Source organism: Paenibacillus sp. BJ-4 (assembly GCF_020404765.1).
Classification (GTDB): domain Bacteria; phylum Bacillota; class Bacilli; order Paenibacillales; family Paenibacillaceae; genus Paenibacillus.
The window spans coordinates 67,921-88,314 of sequence record NZ_JAIVEM010000163.1 but is presented as its reverse complement, the minus strand read 5'-3'; the positions used below and the strand labels follow the sequence as shown (position 1 = coordinate 88,314).

Here is a 20,394-nt window from a genome sequence, read left to right as displayed (position 1 = left end):
AACGTACAACAATTCATGGAAGAGATTATGAAATTTCCTTTGACGATCATTGACCGTCTCTGTGTCAGGTTCTAGTCAGTTGTTTCTTTAGTTCAACTTATATAGTTGCCCCGGTTACTCTAAAATAGCATTTTGATATAGCATTTTTCGATGATTTCGAGAAATGCTATTTTTTTATAATTAACGAAAACACTGATATTGAAGAGTAATAGATTGAACTTTTTAACATATGTTATCCTAGGATTGAAGGAGTTCCCCAGTTAAAAAAGAAGCTATTAGGAAGGTGATTTTCAAAATCAGAAAGTGAGGTGAAACATATGTTAGTAAACAAAGCATACAAATTCCGTATCTACCCAACCAAGGAGCAGGAAATGCTGATTCATAAGACCATTGGTTGCAGTCGTTTTGTGTTCAACCACTTCTTGTCGAAGTGGAACGATACGTACAAACTAACAGGTAAAGGCTTAACATACGGAGTATGCTCTTCTGAACTGCCGAATCTGAAAAAAGAATGGCCATGGCTCAAAGAAGTAGATAGCATCGCCATACAGTCGTCTGTAAAGAATCTTGCCGATGCGTACTCACGATTTTTCAAGAAGCAAAGCAATGCACCTCGTTTCAAGTCGAAAAAGAACAAGGTTCAGTCCTATACAACGAAATACACCAACGGGAACATTGCGATTGACGGAAACAAAATCAAACTTCCGAAGCTAGGTCTTGTTCGTTTTGCAAAATCAAGAGAGGTGGAAGGTCGTATCCTGTCGGCTGCAATCAGACACAATCCTTCTGGCAAATATTTTGTATCGTTGTTGGTAGAAACAGATGTACAATCATGGCCAAAAACAAACCAGGAAGTCGGGATTGACGTTGGATTAAAAGATCTCGCTATTCTATCTAACGGTGAAGTGTTTGAGAATCCAAAATTCCTACGGAATATGGAGCAAAAACTCATTCGTGAGCAACGTATCTTATCCAGACGTGTGAAAGGCTCGGCTAACTGGAATCAACAGCGAATGAAGGTTGCTCGAATCCATGAACGTATTGTGAATGCAAGAACAGATTACTTGCAAAAGATTTCAACGCATATTGTCAAAAACCACGACCTCATTGCGATTGAAGATTTGCAAGTATCTAACATGATGAAAAACCACAAACTGGCCAAAGCGATTAGTGAAGTGTCTTGGTATGAATTCAGAACCATGCTCGAATATAAAGCTGGCTGGTTTGGGCGGACTGTCATTGCAGTAGGCAAAACATTTGCTTCCTCTCAGCTTTGTTCGTGTTGTGGATATCAAAACAAAGAAGTAAAGAATCTGAACTTGCGTGAATGGACTTGCCCATCATGCGAAACTGCCCATGACAGAGATGTAAATGCAAGTAAAAATATCCTTGCCGAAGGCAAAAGACTACAGTCTGCATAAGTGCAGTAACCGTAGGAACTACGGGGATAGCCTACTTAATTAGAAACCGATAGGTTTCCGTACTTAGGAATCTTGTGACTTTAGCCATGAGAGGTTCAAGCAAACGTGTGTCAGTTTCAGAAAAAAGGGGTAAAATAGATTTATGGACTTGTTAGCAGCTAAGATTCTTGGAGAAAATCTTTGGTAAGATAACCTGAAGGAGGTTGTATATCATGAGTTCTAATGGAGGAAGTATTCAACTAACCGCCCAGCCAAGAACAGAGAAGAAGGGTTCGGCCATTCGTGGCTTGAGGTCAAAAGGACGGATTCCAGCTGTGGTTTACGGCTCTGAGCTTGAAGGAATCCCTGTACATGTCGATGCCAAGGAATTTAATAGAGTCGTCAGAACCGGACGTTCAGAGGTATTTAATCTTGCAATAGAGGGCAAAGAGACGATTCCGGTTATTATTAAAGATTATCAACAGCGTGACAACCAATGGCTGCATGCCGATTTTTTGAAGATTTCCAAAAACAAGCCGCTTCGCGTGCGTGTTTCTATTGATTATCAAGGAACCCCTGCAGGTACAAAAAAAGGTGGTATTTTGCAAGTTCAGGAAACGGAAGTCGAAGTCGAGGGGCTTCCCGCCGATTTGCCATCTACCATTGAGGTCGATGTATCCGCATTGGAGGTTGGTGACAAGATCAGCGCAGGCGATTTGAAGCTTCCAAAAGGAGTAACACTCCACGTCCCTGGAGAAGAGCTGCTTGCTTCTATCATTGTCTCGCGTGCGGCTGAAGTAGAAAATGCTGCTGTGGAAGGTGATGCGGCGGCAACTGGAGGCGCCGGAGAGGCTTCGGAAAACAAGGAAGCCTAGTCTTATTGCTCGTTGCAAACCTCTATAATCGCATTACCTATTAATAAATAATAAAGGAGCTCCCTCGGGGGTTTCTTTTTTTGTCTTAAAATCATTTTTTTAGCCTGTGGTGATAATAAAATTATTCAATAGGTACTATTCAATAAGTGCACTTCAATATGTAATTCTTAACTCTGGATTGTCAACACAAAACTGAACAACTCCTATGAGCGCACTTTTTCCGTCCCTTCTTCTTATCTGCTCGTTCTACTGGCCCTTATATTTTCTGTCCAACTAAGAGCCGATCCATCATTCAACACTTTTAACATGTTACTTTAATCTTCGGCAGCCGGATTTTTTCCTGCACTGTCTCTATGAATGCAAGACAACAGAAGATTATATAAAAGATTCTTCGTTTAGGTTGTTAAATAACCATGTTAATTACCCTATAAATGAAGAGCAATTAAAGCGCGCAGCTCTCAACTCGAGTGAAACCAAAAAACTTTGGAGGTTAAATATTATGGCAAAAACACGTGAGTATGCTTCAACTGAACTAATTGCAAGATATCCGTTTAGCGGTTACGTCCGGGTATCTAATGGGAGTGTTGGCTAAATGACGATAAAAGACACGGTGGCCCGAACGATTGCGAGGAAAGCAGACGCTAAAGTAGGCGAGATAATAGGTCAAACTACCACTAAGGTAGCTGAGGAGATTACCACCCCGATACCTTCCAATTGGGCATTGGGTGGACTGACCAGCGCTGGTATGGAGACGAGTGTTACGAATAGTTATAGATCCGGATACATCGACGTGTCGAAGGTGAAGAGACTCAGGCTAGAAAATAACACAATTATGTACAGGGTTAATTTATACAACGCGGCGAAGCAGATGCTACGGCAAGCTGCGTTTGATATTAATTATTACACGGTCGATGATGACGTTTACTTTGTAAGAATTGTAGTTGCTGATACAAGCAAAACATCTTATCAAGTCTACGCCGTAGACGTCACAACTACGACAGAACCTATATTTATACCTAGCGCACTTAAATTTGGATTTATGCCAAGTAATGACGCGGCAACTAACGCGGTTGCACTACAAAGGGCCGTTGATGCGGGAGGCATGATAAGGGTAGAACAGCCAGGCATCTACGATATCGACAGAGCGATAAAGATCGGGGACAACGTCACTCTAAATTTTGGTCCAGGTGTCTTTTTAAGGCGCACCACATCAAACGGGTACGTACTCGTCAATAAGGGTGCATTTACTCGTAGTTACAACAAAAACATCGTAATAAGAGGTTTAAAGCTAATATGTAACGGTAAAGAATCCACTGCGGGCTCAGACTTAATTACGGGGTTGAGAGGTCAAATCTCTTTTTTCTATGTTAAAAATCTCTCAATCGAAAACTTCGAATGTCTCGACCTCCTATCCTATAGTTATTGCGTACAGATATGCACCTTCGAGGATGTGATCATAGACAAGATACGAGTAGAGGGAGGCAAGGACGCGGTACACTTTGGTAGAGGCAGTAATTTCGTAGTCCGTGATGGAAAATTTAAAACGTACGATGATCCTATAGCGTTAAACGGGCATGACTACGATACAGGAAATCCACAGCTTGGTTGGATCGAGAATGGCTTAATAGAAAATTGCTACGATTTAGCCGCTGCATCTACGACTGGATACTTCTTACGTGTCCTCGCCGGCGCTTGGGTTGATTGGTTTTCCGGCATGGAGCTACAAAAGTCAGACACGGTGGTAAGTAATGGGCGATTATACCGAGTAGTCGCGAATCCCGACGGCACTAAGTACACATCAATGACGGCACCTACACACGTAAACGGGACGGTCACTCTCGACGGTAATATTAAATGGGTGATGATACAGGACGATGTTACCTATACGGCAGGTTGTAGAAATATTCACCTGCAAAACATCTACCTACAGAAAAACAGACCCGTCGCAGTTAGTCTCCACCTTGACAAGGACAACTACTCCCGTAGTTACTACCCAAATGCAACACCGCCCATTCAAAAGAACATCATTTTGGAAAATATACACATGCAGACTGACATCCCCCGATTAATCACAGCTACTACTCCCGTCGACACAATAAAGCTTGTAAATAGCGAGATAACGAATACATCAATCGTACTTAATAATATAAGCACCGCGGGTATGACTTACAGCAACACCAACCTTATTATGATGGGTGTGACGTTCAAGGGTACCGGAGGGCAGAGGTTAGTAAATTGCGCGGGCGGCAGAACGGCATCTGTTAAGGTAGTCGGGAGCGTCGTAGAGAACGCAACCTACGCACCTACTTTTTCGTCCGGCGTTACTATCGTAGCTAAGGATATATAGGCCACAAACTAAGCGGCCAGGTAGAAGTTAGCCGATGTGCTTCAACACGATGATTTATACTCATTTAACAGATGAAGAAATGAGGAAAGCAGTTAATAATATGGATAAGTGACGCAAAGCTCGAAATCAAAGGTGTTTTGCAACTACTAGTAACGAGTATTTTTACTCATTATTTACATGAGAGTGTATCACTTGCCAAGAAAATGAAACAAAGTTTATGCCATTCAAGGATAATGACAGCAAGATTGGGCTAATCCAACTGAAATCATGTAAAAAAAGGGGGAATCTTTGTGTCATAAATTCAATAGGCAGATAACCGAACAACATATTCTAGGGCTAGATAAGCCGGGGAGTATCCTGATCAAGCGGTAATCCCCGGTTTTGCTATATTTACTTGGAAACTGATGGTATAATTTGTGGCAGTTTCAATGTTGGATAGGGGGATATTACCTTGGAGTTTAAATATTTGTTAGTTGGTGTGTTGAGCCTACTGGGTGGTGGAGTGTTATATACGATGGAGCGTTTTATGTCCATAGTTCAGTGGGCTGCTGATTTCGTTCCAGTTAAATTGAAAGGTTCGGGCGTTGTTATTTCCGAACCAGTTATGCCGGGTTTTACTGACAATGTATTTGTTATTATTTTATTCGTATGTGGCTTGCTGATACTCGGATATGGTGTGTATGAGCGACGTACACGATAACAAAACATATGTAGGCATGTCCGTTTTTATTTGAGGGGGAACAGATGTGAACGCCTTTTTGGAAATGCTGATGCAGCTATTTGAGCGCGCAGCGTTGCTGCTGATTTGTTTATTTTTTATCACCCGTATCCCGCGGTTTAAGGAAACCTTGCAAAAGAACAGCCATTCTCCGGGAGAGCTGACTTTGCTAACGTTGATTTTTTGTATGTTTGCACTGTTCGGCACGTACACCGGGATTGAAGTCGAAGGCTCGCTTGTGAATGTTCGTATCATTGCGATTATGGCGGGCGGTATTTTGTTTGGACCGTGGGTTGGAATCATTACAGGTATTGTATCGGGTATCCACCGTTATCTGATTGATATCGGGGGAGTGACCTCCATTCCATGTTTGATTACCAGTATTCTGGCAGGTGTGGGATCAGGTTACATTGGGCGCCGAGTTAACCGTTCCAAAAGATGGCTGGTCGGCATTGCCGCAGGAATGATTTGTGAAGCATTAACGATGCTGCTGATTCTGGTGATGGCACAACCGTACGAGCTGGGTCTGGATATCGTTTCCAAGATCGGACTGCCAATGATTATCGGGGAAGTCAGTATCGGCTTAATCGTCCTGTTGATCCAGAGTGTCGAGGGAGAAAAGGAAAATATCGCGGCCAGACAGGCCAAGCTCGCACTGGATATTGCCAACAAGACGTTGCCTTATTTTCGTTCTATTAATGCGGAATCCCTGCATACGATTTGTTCAATCATAAAAGAGGATATCAGGGCAGATGCGGTTGCGATTACGGATACTCGAAATGTGCTGGCCTATGTTGGTTTTGGCGAGGAACGGTATCACATTGGTGACGAAATCATTAGCGATGTGACCAAATCGACGATCCGCAGCGGTAAAATCACGATTCGCAACCATATAGCAGATGATAAAACGCCTCAAATCCAGTCTCTGCTCATTATTCCGTTAGAGGAGCGGGGGGAGGTAACCGGAACCCTGAAAATTTATTACCGTAAAGCGTATAAAATCACGTATCCGTTGCAGACGATGGCGATTGGTTTGTCGCAAATCATTTCCACGTTAATGGAAGTGTCGCGTGTGGAGCAAATTAAAGAAGCCGCGAACAAAGCCGAATTGAAGGCGTTGCAGACCAAAATAAATCCTCATTTCTTGTTCAACGCGCTGAACGCGATTGCCTCGACTACACGCACCAAGCCGGATAAGGCGCGAGAGCTGATCATTAATTTGTCGGGCTACCTGCGTTATAATTTGGAGCTCAATGATGATCTGATCGAAATTCATAAGGAGCTTCAGCAGGTCTCTGACTATGTGGAAATTGAAAAAGCGCGCTTCGGCAATCGGCTTCAGGTGGAATATATGATGGATGAGGTGTCTGTGCAGATTCCAAGCCTTATTATCCAGCCCTTGGTTGAAAATGCGATTAATCATGGGATACTGAAGAAAAAGGGGCCGGGTACAGTTACGATTTCCGTAAAGGATCGGGGAGCAAAGGTACGGATTTCTGTAGCAGATACCGGGGTGGGTATACGCGATGAAGTTGTGGATAATCTGTATCATGACCGGGTTCCGGCCAAACAAATAGGCTTGTACAATGTGCACAGACGACTCAAGCTGATGTACGGGGAAGGAGTTATTATTCTCAAGCATAAGCCGGGTACCGAAGTTTATTTTGACATACCAAAGGAGAAGTCATGAAGGCCATAATTGTAGAAGACGAAATTCCGGCGCGCGAAGAGTTGGAGTATCTTATTCAGACGCATAGCAGCATTGAGGTGACGAATAGCTTCGAGGACGGACTGGATGTATTCCGGTTTTTGCAGGAGCAGGAGACGGACGCCATCTTTCTGGATATAAATATTCCCTCGCTGGACGGGATGCTGCTGGCTCAGAATATTAGCAAATTTGCCAAAAAGCCTTATATTATTTTTACGACCGCCTATAAAGAACATGCGGCACAGGCCTTTGAACTGGAGGCATTCGACTACATTCTCAAGCCGTATGATGAAAAACGGATCGCCGCCATGCTGCGCAAGCTGGAAAATGCCTATGAGCAGCGGAATGCCCAATCACTAGATACGGCCCCACCTGCACAGCCTCGAACTGCTGAAGCAAGTACAGTCAGCGCTTCGGGCCGCATTAATCTGCTGAAAAACGACAAAATTATTGTGACCGATGCGAGCGATATTTACTATGCGTGTGCACAGGAAAAAGTAACCCGCGTATTTACAAGGCATGAGGAATATACGATGCCGATGAGCATCTCGGAATTTCATGCCCGCTTGCCGCAGCAGGACTTTTTCCGTTGTCACCGTTCCTACACGGTGAATCTGTCGCAGATTCGTGAAATTGTGCCTTGGTTCAATCATACGTATCTCCTGCGTTTGCGCGGCCTCGAAGCGGAGGTTCCGGTAAGTCGAAGCAAGGCCAAGGAATTTCGGCAAATTATGCGACTATAAAGGCATTTCATTCCGCTATATGTGCATTTCATTCCTCAAATGAATTCTGGCCAACATACGACGTTATAATGATCCATGTAGAGAGAATCCTTACAGACTTGCTCCTCCAATGGCGCAGGTGCGTACCGGATTCCCGGTTATCATGATGACAAATTGACGCTATAAGAGCCGGAATGAAAAGAGGAGATTTATATGAAAACTAACAGCGGAAATCGCCTGCTGGTCGTGCTTGGAACGATTATTGTCCAGATGGGACTTGGAACGATTTACACTTGGAGCTTGTTTAATCAACCGCTGGTGGACCGCTTTGGCTGGAACCTTAGTTCGGTCGCCATTACCTTTTCGATTACCAGCTTTGCGCTGGCATTTGCTACATTGTTTGCAGGTAAGCTGCAGGATAAATGGGGACTGCGTCGTCTGATTTTATGTGCAGGCGTCGTGTTAGGAGCCGGGTTAATGCTCAGCTCACAGGTAACCTCCCTGTCCCTGCTGTACATTTTAGCGGGTGTTGTTGTAGGCTTTGCGGACGGTACGGCATATATTACATCACTGTCGAATTTGATCAAATGGTTTCCTGAGAAAAAAGGACTTATTTCCGGTATTTCGGTTGGGGCATACGGAACAGGCAGTCTTATATTCAAATATATTAACGGTTCGCTGATTCAATCCGTTGGCGTATCGCAGGCATTTCTGTATTGGGGTATGATCGTATTAATCATGATTGTGGGCGGTTCCTTCCTGGTACGTGAGGCCGTAGTTGTAAATAAGCCTTCGGTACAAAATGCGGGTATGCCGCAGCGAGATTACACCGTGAAAGAGATGCTGCGCACCAAGCAGGCATATCTGCTGTTCGTGATGTTCTTTACTGCTTGTATGAGTGGATTGTACCTGATCGGAGTCGTCAAGGATATCGGCGTACGGATGGCCGGGCTGGATGTAGCAACAGCCGCTAATGCGGTCGCAATGGTCGCTATTTTCAACACAGCGGGTCGGATCATATTAGGTGCGCTATCGGATAGGGTCGGTCGTCTGAAAGTGGTAGCGGGTGCGTTGCTGGCAACAGCGATCGCGGTTACAGTGCTTAGTCTGGTACCGTTGAACTATGGTTTGTTCTTTGCTTGTGTAGCAGGAATTGCTTTCTGCTTTGGCGGCAACATTACAGTTTTTCCAGCCATCGTGGCTGATTTCTTCGGCCTGAAAAATCAGAGTAAAAACTATGGTATCGTGTATCAGGGCTTTGGCCTCGGTGCACTGGCGGGATCTTTTATTGCAGCCTTACTTGGCGGCTTCATCCCGACCTTTACCACCATTGCGGTGCTGTGTGTCGTATCGTTCCTGATTGCGCTGACGATTCGTACTCCGGATCAAAGCAAACCGGATCAGGGCAATTTGCGCAGTCAACGCAAGAAACATCCTCATACCTTGCGCGGCATGAAGCCCGAAACGAAGCTGGGTTAATAGGGATTGAGAATAAAGGACCAGATGAATGCCAAAAGACCTGTCATCATTTCTCTGAGGGAAATGTTGGCAGGCTATTTGTTTTTCTATCAATCTATTTTACGGTATAATGAAAAGATATGTAATAAGCCGATATATACAAAAGACATAAGCTAAGAACCTGACAGGAGGACGAGTCATGATCGTGGATACAAGCGGGAATCTGCTTGCCCGCAATACGAAGCTGCGAAATACATATCAAATTCGAAGCGCCTTGTCCCGCAGTGAGCTGGCCATCGTGTATACGGCAAGGCTGTTGGATAATCGAGAAAAGGTCATTGTTAAGGAGTTTTTTCCGAATGCGCTCGCTTTGCGGGGATCGGATCGAAAAACGGTGACTTGCAGTGCATCTATGCAATTCAAATACGTGGAGTTTATGCATTATTTTTTGCGTGAAGGGCAAATGCTCAAGGAACTAAGCCATCCGGGGATTGTCGGTTATATAGATCATTTTGAGGAAAATGGAACTGCCTATCTAGTCATGGAATACTGTGCGGGCAAGACGCTGGATAGGGTAATGCAAGAAGAGTCTGCGCTCATGTCCGATCCTGCTTTTATGTACCAGGCGTTGCTGTCTTTAGTTGATGCCATGGAGTACATTCACGATAAGGGCATTATTCACCGTGATATTAAGCCTGGCAACATTATGATTGGGGAAAATGGCAGCATTAAGCTGCTTGATTTCGGTTCAGCTGTGCATTTTGAAGGCAAGGAGCATCCGATCTTCACCACGGCAGGCTACTCTCCGCTGGAGTTTTATTCTAACCGCTCGCAGCAGGGACCTGTATCGGATATTTATAGCTTGGCCGCCACGCTGTATTATTGCCGACAAGGATCACCACCACCGGATGTGCCGGGCAGGTTGTTTGCAGATCGGACCGACCGGATTCGGATCGAAAATGCAGGGATTTCCCTGCTGCCGTATGTGATTCGGCGTGGTCTGGAGGTACAGGCTAACAAACGTTGTCGCTCACTCAGATGGTTTAAAGCCGCACTACGTGCGGAATATTGGATAAAAAAAGGGAAGCGCCGCACTCTTACGATTCATTAATCGTAAGGAACGGTGCTTCCTTTTTTTATTTTCCGACTGACGTTATCCTGTTGGAGCTTGAATATGATCGGTGTACACCGAGGTATTCGGCTTGATCGCTTTGTAGCGTAGCTCGATTTCAGTTACACCGTCCTCGAACGTAATATACAGCTTGTCACCGTATTCCATGACCGCTTTTTTGTTGCGGGTCAATCTGACTTTTCCGTGCTGCAGGGCGCAGCGTGTATCATGTTTGACGACCAAACTGCCTTTTTTACCTGCGGAAAACAGGATTCGCTTCGCCTCTGGCAGCGGTTCGTGAACGTCCAGCGTACGGAACAATTCTTGCAGGCTAACCTTTCGGCCCGGAAAGGAGGTAAGCGGCCAGGATTTGACCGGAATCTCCTGTCCACTGGCCGTTGCGAGAAAATATCCTTCGATTCTTCCTGCAAATTGTGGCTTAGGCCGCAAAAACCAGTACAGAAGCGCTGCCACCACGACACTGATAGCCACCGTCCACTTTATGGCGGTATACCGGGACTGTACGGAAACGGTCAGCGTAGCACTGCTGGATGCTCCTTCCGGATCGGTAGCGGTAATCTTCAGCTCGGAGTCACCCGTGTGAAGCTCGGATAGCAGCAGATCACTACCGTTAATCTCGGCATGGACCGCATCCCCAGAGGCTCCCGTATCCAGCTTGTAGGTTAGTTTGTCATGATTTGGATCAGCAAAAAAATCCGATAAACTTCGAAGGGAATCTCCATCTTCTTTCACGACGCGAATCGTCAGGTCCTTTAACACCTGTGGTGCTGCATTGGCCGCGTGGACCTTATGTACGGTTCCATTACGATACCATTGTGGGCCGTCCAGAGCGAGCTGCCAAGTATAATCTCCGGTTTGAGGGAACGCATATTCGGCATGAAACGCTCCCGCCTTATAGGTCATAGGCACCTTTTTGGCTGTGCCACCCTGTACAGGAGTAACTATAATATGGGCTTGGAGAGACGTATATACAGCTTCATCTGTAAGCTTTTCACCGTCCGGTAACAGGAGCTGAGCCTGAAATGGTGTGGCCTGGCCTTTAGGTAACTGCACAGGCTTGCTGTCGTTCGCTGCTGTTCCTTGTTTTCCTCCCATGATCGCTTCGGCTTCCAGTCGATAGCTGCCGAGCAAATTGATTTTGACCAAATCTCCGCGTATCCCCCGCAGTTTCAGCTTGACTTTACCTGCCTGTGGATGCTCAATTTTTAAAATCGCATATCGGCTCGACTTATACCTGCGAACATTTTCGGAATTGGAATACAACTGTGTTTCCTGCAGAGGATGCTCGGACAGAAGCACCAAATTCGCTTCCTCCATACTGGAGTCCGGGAGGTTGACTGTTAATTCCTGCATCTCGCCAGTAGTTGTAATGGCGGCAACAGGCACGAGCTTAGAACGAATTTGACTGGCAAAAATACGATTCAAAATTTCCGGTAGATCCTCGGCACTGCTCGTAATAAAAGAAGCACCTCCCGTTTGAGAAGCAATCCGCTCCAGCTCCTGCCGATTCACTGTACCGTCATGATTCAGACCAATCGTATACACCGGATATCCTTTGGTCTGCGCGGATTTAATGACCGAAGCCACATCGTTGTTGGAATCCCCTTTCGTTCGGGAACCGGAGGAGGCACCAAAATCAGTTTCACCATCGGATAGCAGGATCATAAAAGGCTGACGTCCCTTGGATGCTCCTGCGGCCAGCAGCTCCGAGCCTTTACGCAATCCAAGCCCCAGATCCGTATAACCGGAACGGTTTAGTGTTCTGATTTCCTGCTGAATTTGGGATTTTTGCGCTGCTACGGCAATTGAGGTCAGGGACTTGGAAGCGACTACGTGATGGTTGTAGGCGACAAAGCCAACGCGTGTACGGTCTGCATCACTCAAATCCATAAACATACTGATGACTTCGGAGGCAATCCCCTCGGGATCGGTGTCCCTCATGGAATAACTGGTATCCAGTACAAAAACAGCATCGTAACCCTCAATCGGAGCAGTCCCCAAAGATGCTGCATTAGCCTGATTTACAGTGCAAATGACCCCGTTTAAGCCCATTTGAAAAAATAGTACAAAAGTCATGAAAATGATAATCCCTAGTTTCCTTATTCTGAACATAAGCCCCTCCGTCGACGAGGCCAATGCGGGTGTGTCGACTCTCCTAATCCTTGGGATATAAGGGATAAAGGATCAAAATAGCTGATAACCCTCACATTAGCCATGAATTTGATACTTTTACGCTTATCAGAAATATCCAATGGATTTCTATCGGCAATTTAGTTCCATTTGTGAATATTTCCCTGTAGAAACAGGTCTAACATATCATAAAAAATACGTATTCACGCATAAAATGAGCCAAAATACCCTGTTTCAATCTGAGACTACAGAAATTGACAAAACTAAAGAGTACTTTGTATGATAGCTTTCGTATCAGCGGCAAAAAATGGGATTGAAGTTAGGAATGCGAAATCAATAATTCAAAATTCTGTGTTATCTGACTTCTCATTTTAAGTTTAAATCTCATTTTGAATTTTTTGCTGTTAAACGTTAAATCACGCTTCGGACTGATTTTCGAGGTTACATGACTATACCGTGAATACGGTATAAGCCGAATCCTTTGGCCAATTTGAATGTTATGTAGGGGGGAGGAGGCAAATGAACTAATCATGGGCATTCGTCTACTCTGAATTGGACACCCTGTGTCCGCGTATGGAGCCATAGACCTATACTCACACATTATTTGTTTGCCGACAGCGATGGAAATCATTTATCAAACAAACCGGACAATGCTTTTTGAAGAAATTAACCCGGAAAAGCTGGACCTGATCACCATTGTAGGTGATGTGAAAGGTATTGACAGCTTGAGTGACGAGAAGATCAAGGAAATTAATGAGCACCTTCTGGTGCGCAGCTTTGACGAATTTTTAGATAAGTTTTCACCGACCGTGTACTCGTTTTTTAATGCGGCTAACCAAAAAGTGGTCTATACCCTGAAAAAGCCTGAAGGAATCGATGAGGATAGCATTTCTGAAATTCGTATTAATCAAAGTAATGATTTTCTGAAAATGTTGTTTACGCTCATTGATACCAAACGCAGTCAAGGAATCACCAATGTGGATTTCAAGTTTGAAAATCTGCTGGATATGATTTCTCCGAAAAAGGTTATGGATGATATTCGTCAAGTCCGCAAAGAAATTCACTATATGTACGGTGAATACGAGAAGCTGGATGATGGCGATCCGAAGAAACTCGACATGGGCGACAAGCTGAATGGGATGTTCGAGGAAGCGAGTCAGAACTACAACAATGTTATGGCTATGCTGCCACTGGCAATTGAAGATATTAAAACCCGTCTTTTGCTCGGTGGCGCTCAAGAGGAAAATTCCGGTGAACTGATCCAGGTGGGTATGCTCTCTATCGGAGAAAGCGGCGAACTGAAAATCATTGAAGCGCCGAAGAGCGAAAGCACCGAGCTGATGCTGCTGGATGAAAACAGCACTGGCGATCTGTCACAGGTATTCGAGGAAGATTACAACTCCATTACAGATACGCCTTCCGATTATGTGAAGGATTTGGTAGTTCGTACATTTGTACCGCTGCCAGCTGTTCAGACCAAGGTGGATACAGCAGTTGAAGTGCAAAACTACAACACGTATCTGGAGTTTTATAAAAATGCAAAGGACGATTTCGTGAAGGCAGTCAAGCCGCTTGTGGAAAAAATCCTTGGTGTGAAAATGTTCTTTGATCAATATGCAACAAAGAGCAAGGGAATGCTGCCGACGATGCTGGTGGCGAACAACAAGCTGGACATGCTGGTGAAAAGCAGCAACATCCCGCGTCTGGAAACGTACCTGAACACGGTGAATGCTAAAAATGAATTTAGCGACACGATCTGGTTCGGTATCGTCCCATCGATCGAGCTGGAAGCAGCCGGTAAGGTTAAGGTTACACGTGAACGCTTCAAGGGCAACGAGAAGGTGGTTAAGCAGGGTGGAAATTCCATGGAATCTCTTTCGATGCTGCTGCAGGTTGTGAAGGATTACAAAATTCAAATGTTCTTTAATTTTGAATCCGGTGAAGAAACGACTTTCAACAGCATGGCAACGGCTGGGATTGATAGATACATCGACAAATGTGCCAGCCTCGTTCGTAGAGAGTACAGCGAATTTGCGATTCCTTGTGTACCGAACTTCACGATTATTCCAAAGGACAAATCGGGTGTCATTATCGACAGTAAAATGCTGCAAACCGAAAGCGGTGTACAGCTCTCCAAGGAAAAAGAGGATATTCTCAAGCTATGGATCGAGGGCGTTTATGTGGGGGCAGCCTACGTTGCCGCCGGTTTGGTCGCTGCTTATCAATGTCCCGAGTACCTGCGTGAGACCTTCAAAACGGTCAATAAAAACTACCCTGGCGTACGCTTCGATATTGAAGCCGGAGACAACAGTCTGCGCACCGTGACAACGATGGCCAAGGAAATCACCGGGTTCACCAACACGATCAAGGATGCCATTAACCGTAAAAACTTCGGTTTTGTATTCTCATCCGAGAATGCTCAGCTCCAGGATAAGGATATTCGTCGCATTACTGTCTACAAGGCGAGAAGCATGGCGATGTCTGAGGACGGCTTTGACTCCATCTACAAGACGCTGGTCAGCACGTACATTGAACGTATTTTGCGCTACCAGACAGGAGACTTCAAGCACGAAAATATCATTCGCTTCTTCAGTAACAATCCGAGCAGTCAGAAGAGCAAGTGGCTGGGCAGCAGAGGATCTGTTAACTCGATTATTCAGGACGGAGACGATATGAGCTTCATTATTGATGAGAAAAGCAATATGTGCCATATCGATCTGGTCTTCAACGGTAATGTGAAGAACCTGGAAGTCATGATCACTAAAGGAACCAGCTCGGTTAAATGATCATCCGAGCGCTACGAAAGATGTTAGAGGCGTTTCTATCCAGAACCGCCTTTATACATAAATCGCGGAGAAGCTCTGCTTCTCCCGCTATCATATTACCTAATTTCAAGGAGGCAACACACATGGGATTCAGATTGAAAGTAGAAGGACAAGAAACAATTGAGCTGGGCTTGGATAACATCCAAACGGTTATTTATGACACCGATACACCGGACGACTCCAATGCACGCTCCACTGACGTAGGCTCCACGCTGCGCATCAGCGGTAAAATCATCACAGCAGTAGACGGTGACAGCGCGGATGACACGCTGAAACTGGCTTTGTGGTCCCTGGTTCCTGCTGAAAAAGCAGACAGCTACCGTAAAGTAACACTGGAAGTTATCGCAGCTGACCAAGTTGTGCGTAAAATCTACTTCCCGAATGCGTTCGTTGTAGACTACACTGAGCACTTCGGCGACACAGAAGGTGTGGGTGCGTTTACACTCTACATCAAGCAAAAGAAAGACAAAACCGAGCTGGCTACAATCGACGGCGGATATCCGGTTTAAGCTTGACGGCTTAACGTCAGGCGCAGCTTGAACACACACTCACCCTATGCTTAGGTGTAGGGTGGATAAATATTAAGAGGCCCTGCGGGTCTCTTAATATTTTTCGGAGAGGGGAATATCATACCATGACCAACTACTATGAGCTGCTCGGTGTCAGCCGGGATGCTTCGGAGGCAGAGATTAAGCAGGCTTACCGCAAACTGGCGAAAAAGTATCATCCTGATACCAACCAGGGAAGCGAGGAAGCAACGCGCAAGTTCAAGCTGATTCACGAGGCTTATAATACCTTGCGTGACGAAGCATTGCGGCAGGCATACGATGCCGAGCTCATCCGAAAAACTGAGGGAGCTGGCGGACAGCAGGAAGAGAGAGGAAGAGGAACTGCAACTTCCGGAGGTGCGCGTAAGACAGCCAAAGGATTTAATCCGGCTGACATAGGAAGTAATTTTGAGCAATTTTTCGGTTTTCATCCGAAAACGAAGGAGGGCTCACCTGGGAAAAACACAAAAAAATCAGGTGATCCGACGGATACCTCGGCGATGTTTAACCAGTTTTTTGGTATTCGTAAAAAGTGATGATTTCAGGATGGAAACGGGGGAAGCAAGCAGTGAAAACGGCGCAGAACAGATGGGTTTTCATCATAGATGTTGCCATGTTCGGGCTGATGCTGGCGATCGCCTTTTATGTGTTTAATCGTACAGGCTACAGCGGTTTGAAAACCGTGGTCGCGATAGGTATTGGAATCGGCGTGCTTGTATACATACTGCGCAATCTGGTGACCGTTGTACCCGTGGCAAAGTCTAAGGCAGAGCGTAATCGGATTGCCAAGCTGGTACTGATTGATGAAGAAGGCGAGTCCATTAAAGAATGGTATATCGAAGGTGAAACGTCGCTCTTGATCGGCAAAACAACGTCCCGCTCAGAGGCGGATATTGATCTGGCAGATACAGACTATGCATCCCTGATCAGCGTGGAGCATGCGGTGCTCAACCGGGTGAACAGCGACTGGTTTGTGGAGGATGTGGATTCCGGGAACGGAACAGGCTTGCGGCCTGCCAATGAAAGTGTGACCAACAAACTGGAAAGCGGCGAGCCCTACCGGATCTACTCAGGTGATTTATTATACATCGCCAATACGAGGCTGCTCGTTAAATAGACAGGGATGTTGCAACATCCCTAGATCGCTCAAGAAGACAATCATGACAATGGGGGAAGGAACCGACTATGAGTTTGACAAGATGCCCAAATGGACACATGTTCAGTACACGAAAACACGGAAATACGTGTCCTTATTGTAATACGGTAGTAAATATAGCCGCGCCCAAGAGCGTGGAGCCAGCGGCGAAAACCAATGCTGCGGGAGACAATGACAAAACCATGCCGTATTTGGGCGAGACGGTGGGGATTCACCCGGTAACCGGATGGCTGGTATGCATCGAGGGAGCGCAGGTGGGTCAGGATTATCGCATTATGGCAGAGAAAAACTTTATCGGACGAGCAGAGGAGATGCATGTCCGTATTATCGGGGACAACACGATTTCCCGCAGAAATCATGCGGTTATTGTGTATGATCCGAAGAAACGCAACTTCTTTTTGCTGCCAGGCGATTCGTCAGGCTTGGCGTACCACAATAATGAAGCGGTATATTCACCAGTAGAGCTGGCTGCTTATGACGTGATTCAGTTGGGACACAGCAAATTTATCTTTATCCCGTTGTGCGGCGCCCATTTTGAGTGGGATAACGAAAAATAGGACGGAAGTGGGCAAATGGTGCAGGGAGGTAACGGAATGCAGCCTTATTTTGTTGTATGTGGAGCTGCGGTGCTATTCGCTGTTCTTCTCACCATCCGTATACGACTGACACGAAGTTCCGGCAGCCGTACTGTGAGTGGAATTGAAATCGGGAATGGTCAAACGATTGGGAGTCGAAGCGAGCAGGATGATTATTTTGCAAGTATGACGACACCTGTCGGTACGCTAGCCGTGGTCGCAGATGGGATCAGCGGACTGGCCAATGGACGCATGTCCAGTACATTGGCTGTGACGACATTTACGAAGGCGTTTGCCAAGCTGGAGGACGCGGCGAATTTGAACGAATATTTTGCCGGGGCAGCAAGCCAAAGCAACCGCAGCATTTTGCAAAATTTGAATGGGCAGGGCGGAGGAACGACGCTGGCGGCAGTCATAGTATGTGACTATCGGCTGTATTACGGAGCGGTGGGCGACAGTCTGATTACGATTTACCGCAATGGACATTTCCAGACGGTCAATTCCAAGCATACAGCGGAAACACTGCTGGAGGAACGAGTGCTGGCCGGACAAATGACCTCGGAGGAAGCCAAAACGAGTCCTGTACGCAATCAACTGGTCAACTATTTGGGCTATGAAGGCTTTGAGAGTATGGAACTTGGTACTGCACCGATTCGTCTGTATTCGGGCGACTATGTTCTGCTGTGCAGTGATGGTATCCAGGAGGCGTTGACGGAGATTGAACTCGAAGAAATCATGCGTAAAGGCGGCACACCGCAGGAAATGGCGGAAACCATGATCGACACCATTAATGATAAAGGCTTTAAAAGTCAGGATAATGCGACAGTACTTATTTTGGCGATAGGATGAAACAAGAAAGACGGGGGTAGCGATGCGCAAGGACAACAGCGATTTTAGTACCGCCTTTGTGTCGGAAGCGGGCTCTTACATAGACAACCGGGACTATTTTGCATTCATGGAGACGGACGACATGGCTTGTTATGTCCTCGCAGACGGTCTGGATTCGGATCAGGAGCTGCGCAGCGCGGAAATGGTTGTCAAAACGGTGCTGGAAAATTTCATGGAGAAGCCTTCCATGTCCAAGCGGCGCCTAATGAGAGATCTGCGTGAAGCGCAGGAATGGCTGCAATTCGAAAGTCGCCGTGTTCGGCTCAAGGCCAGTCTGTTGATGGTAGTGACCAACTACAACAAAATGGTGTACGTTTCGTGCGGTAACGTGCGGCTATATCATTTTCGTAATGGACGGCTTAATTTTCGCAGTAAGGATCATAGTCTGGCACAGTCATTGGCAGATGACGGACGCATTCCGGACGAAGCGACCAGTACTCACGAGGAACGGGGGAATCTGCTGGAGTATCTGGGCAACCCGAATGGAGTTCATGCTCATTATGCCAAAAAGACGCAGCTTGCAGATGGAGATGTCATGCTGCTGGCCACATCCGGGATGTGGGAAGATGTTGAGCTGGCGGAAATGCTCGGTGCGCTGGAGGAAGCGAAGGACCCGGTCATGCTGACGGATACGCTGGAAGAGGTGCTGCTGAGCAAGCAGCGCCGAGCGGTGAACAATTATACAGCCGCAGCCATTTATGTAAATAAAGTATTTCAGGAAAAGCCTAAAGACCGTCGCAAGCTGATCAAGCGGATTTTGATTGCTTTACTTGTTTTTATCGTAGTAGGCAGCGGAGCATGGATTACGATGGCGCGCATGGCTGCGAATAAGGCGGCAGCGCTGGAAGCGATGGTCGAATCAGCCCAGGCGGCAGATGATTACGCAAGGGCAGGGGATTATGCGAAGGCGCTCAAGTCCTACAGTGAGGCGAAAAATGCGGCAGTTAAAATCAACGATAAGATTCATAAGAGGTTGTATACGGGCGAGCAGAAAATCTCTCAACTGATGGTTGACGGGGATGGTTATGTGGAAAAGGCGGACTTTGCCAAAGCCGAAGCCAGCTACGAGAAAGCACGGAAAAGCGCGGGACTGTATCCACCGTTTAATGTGAAGGATATTGAGCATAAAATCGATCAACTGGACAGCTATGCCGAGACCGCGAGCTGGATGAAGGACGGAGATTTGAAATTTCAGGGCGGCGATTACACGAATGCGCTTAAGCTGTACAAAAAAGCAAACAAGGCTGCGATGGAATCCGGGTACACGTCCGCACAAAAAGAGCTGGAAAAGAAGATTACCGATACCAATGATAAATTGGCATCCATCCAACAGCAGCTTAAGGAGATTCAAGCCGGCAAGCTTCAGGCCAAAGGAGATCGGCTGATGAAGGATCTCGATTATGAAGGAGCTATTGACGCCTATAGCGGGGCGCAGGAAATTTATCAGGAGATTGATAAGCTCGAAAGCGTTCTGGCAATGGAGCGGAGCATCGCAAAGGCTGAGGAGAAACAGAGCGCGGAGCAGCAGAAAAATGGTCAGCTTCCAGCCGGGTTGGGATTGTCTGACGGAGCGCTGGACGACACAGGCGCAGGGGACACAGCGGACGCAGCTACGGCCCCCGAAACTGCAACCCCTGCTGCAAAATCGCAAGCGAAGACTGCTGCGACGGGTTCAGCAGATGCTACAGCCGCTGCAGCCGCGAAGAAAGAAACCTCTTCGGCTGCGAAGAGCAACGGTACGGGCGAGGGAAATGCTTCTTCGGCGAAGGCTGCTACCAGTAAGGAGCAGGGAGCTGCGGATTCCGCTTCTAAAGCAGCGGGGGCGTCTGATTCGGCAGGTCAGGAACAGGCTGCTGCGAACGGAAGTTAGGTTTTTCATGTTCAATGAATGCTGGGGCCGGAAAGGAGTGTA

Annotated in this window: 16 protein-coding genes; 15 read left to right on the top strand and 1 reads right to left on the bottom strand. The window is 46.4% G+C overall.

Translation table 11 applies throughout. The features are described from left to right. Positions 1-317 precede the first annotated feature (317 nt). From tnpB to LCF57_RS24455, 8 genes are all read left to right on the top strand, one after another. Positions 318-1,421 (top strand): IS200/IS605 family element RNA-guided endonuclease TnpB, encoded by a 1,104-nt coding sequence (gene tnpB / locus LCF57_RS24490; RefSeq protein WP_226002986.1) that lies wholly within the window; start codon positions 318-320, stop codon positions 1,419-1,421. A 212-nt stretch (positions 1,422-1,633) separates the two neighbouring features. Further along, positions 1,634-2,275, top strand: coding sequence for a 50S ribosomal protein L25 (locus tag LCF57_RS24485; protein ID WP_226002985.1), 642 nt, complete (start codon positions 1,634-1,636; stop codon positions 2,273-2,275). A gap of 592 nt (positions 2,276-2,867) precedes the next feature. After that, positions 2,868-4,622 carry a hypothetical protein gene (locus LCF57_RS24480; RefSeq protein WP_226002984.1) on the top strand — a complete coding sequence of 585 codons (1,755 nt, stop codon included), beginning with the start codon at positions 2,868-2,870 and terminating at the stop codon, positions 4,620-4,622. Between the two features lie 451 nt (positions 4,623-5,073). Further along, the gene (locus LCF57_RS24475) at positions 5,074-5,322 is read left to right on the top strand and encodes a hypothetical protein (RefSeq protein ID WP_226002983.1); all 249 of its coding nucleotides are present in this window, start codon (positions 5,074-5,076) and stop codon (positions 5,320-5,322) included. A gap of 46 nt (positions 5,323-5,368) precedes the next feature. After that, complete coding sequence (locus LCF57_RS24470; RefSeq protein ID WP_318840793.1) at positions 5,369-7,030, top strand: sensor histidine kinase; 1,662 nt, start codon at positions 5,369-5,371, stop codon at positions 7,028-7,030. Further along, positions 7,027-7,791, top strand: a complete 765-nt coding sequence (locus tag LCF57_RS24465; RefSeq protein WP_226002982.1) for a LytR/AlgR family response regulator transcription factor — start codon at positions 7,027-7,029, stop codon at positions 7,789-7,791. Before LCF57_RS24470 ends, LCF57_RS24465 begins: the two co-directional genes overlap by 4 nt. A 192-nt stretch (positions 7,792-7,983) precedes the next feature. Further along, positions 7,984-9,249 (top strand): OFA family MFS transporter, encoded by a 1,266-nt coding sequence (locus LCF57_RS24460; RefSeq protein WP_226002981.1) that lies wholly within the window; start codon positions 7,984-7,986, stop codon positions 9,247-9,249. Positions 9,250-9,427: 178 nt separating this feature from the next. Next, positions 9,428-10,339: a serine/threonine protein kinase gene (locus LCF57_RS24455; RefSeq protein WP_226002980.1), complete on the top strand. Its 912-nt coding sequence runs from the start codon at positions 9,428-9,430 to the stop codon at positions 10,337-10,339. A 42-nt stretch (positions 10,340-10,381) separates the two neighbouring features. On the opposite strand, the gene LCF57_RS24450 is transcribed toward LCF57_RS24455, so the two are convergent. Further along, on the bottom strand, positions 10,382-12,472 hold the full coding sequence (locus LCF57_RS24450; protein WP_226002979.1) for a VWA domain-containing protein: 2,091 nt from the start codon (positions 12,470-12,472) through the stop codon (positions 10,382-10,384). A gap of 638 nt (positions 12,473-13,110) precedes the next feature. Between LCF57_RS24450 and LCF57_RS24445 the strand changes: the two genes are divergently transcribed. From LCF57_RS24445 to LCF57_RS24415, 7 genes are all read left to right on the top strand, one after another. Then, the gene (locus LCF57_RS24445; protein WP_226002991.1) at positions 13,111-15,276 is read left to right on the top strand and encodes a transcriptional regulator; all 2,166 of its coding nucleotides are present in this window, start codon (positions 13,111-13,113) and stop codon (positions 15,274-15,276) included. Positions 15,277-15,398: 122 nt separating this feature from the next. Next, a complete protein-coding gene (locus LCF57_RS24440) occupies positions 15,399-15,824 on the top strand; it encodes a hypothetical protein (protein WP_025716302.1) in 426 nt (141 codons plus the stop codon). 125 nt (positions 15,825-15,949) lie between these two features. Continuing rightward, positions 15,950-16,399 carry a DnaJ domain-containing protein gene (locus tag LCF57_RS24435; RefSeq protein WP_226002978.1) on the top strand — a complete coding sequence of 150 codons (450 nt, stop codon included), beginning with the start codon at positions 15,950-15,952 and terminating at the stop codon, positions 16,397-16,399. Positions 16,400-16,431: 32 nt separating this feature from the next. Beyond that, entirely contained in the window at positions 16,432-16,980 is a 549-nt protein-coding gene (locus LCF57_RS24430; protein ID WP_226002977.1) for an FHA domain-containing protein, read from the top strand. 68 nt (positions 16,981-17,048) lie between these two features. Beyond that, the gene (locus LCF57_RS24425; protein WP_226002976.1) at positions 17,049-17,576 is read left to right on the top strand and encodes an FHA domain-containing protein; all 528 of its coding nucleotides are present in this window, start codon (positions 17,049-17,051) and stop codon (positions 17,574-17,576) included. A 36-nt stretch (positions 17,577-17,612) separates the two neighbouring features. Then, entirely contained in the window at positions 17,613-18,443 is an 831-nt protein-coding gene (locus tag LCF57_RS24420) for a PP2C family protein-serine/threonine phosphatase (RefSeq protein WP_226002975.1), read from the top strand. A 22-nt stretch (positions 18,444-18,465) separates the two neighbouring features. Next, positions 18,466-20,352: a PP2C family protein-serine/threonine phosphatase gene (locus LCF57_RS24415; RefSeq protein WP_226002974.1), complete on the top strand. Its 1,887-nt coding sequence runs from the start codon at positions 18,466-18,468 to the stop codon at positions 20,350-20,352. Positions 20,353-20,394: the final 42 nt, after the last annotated feature.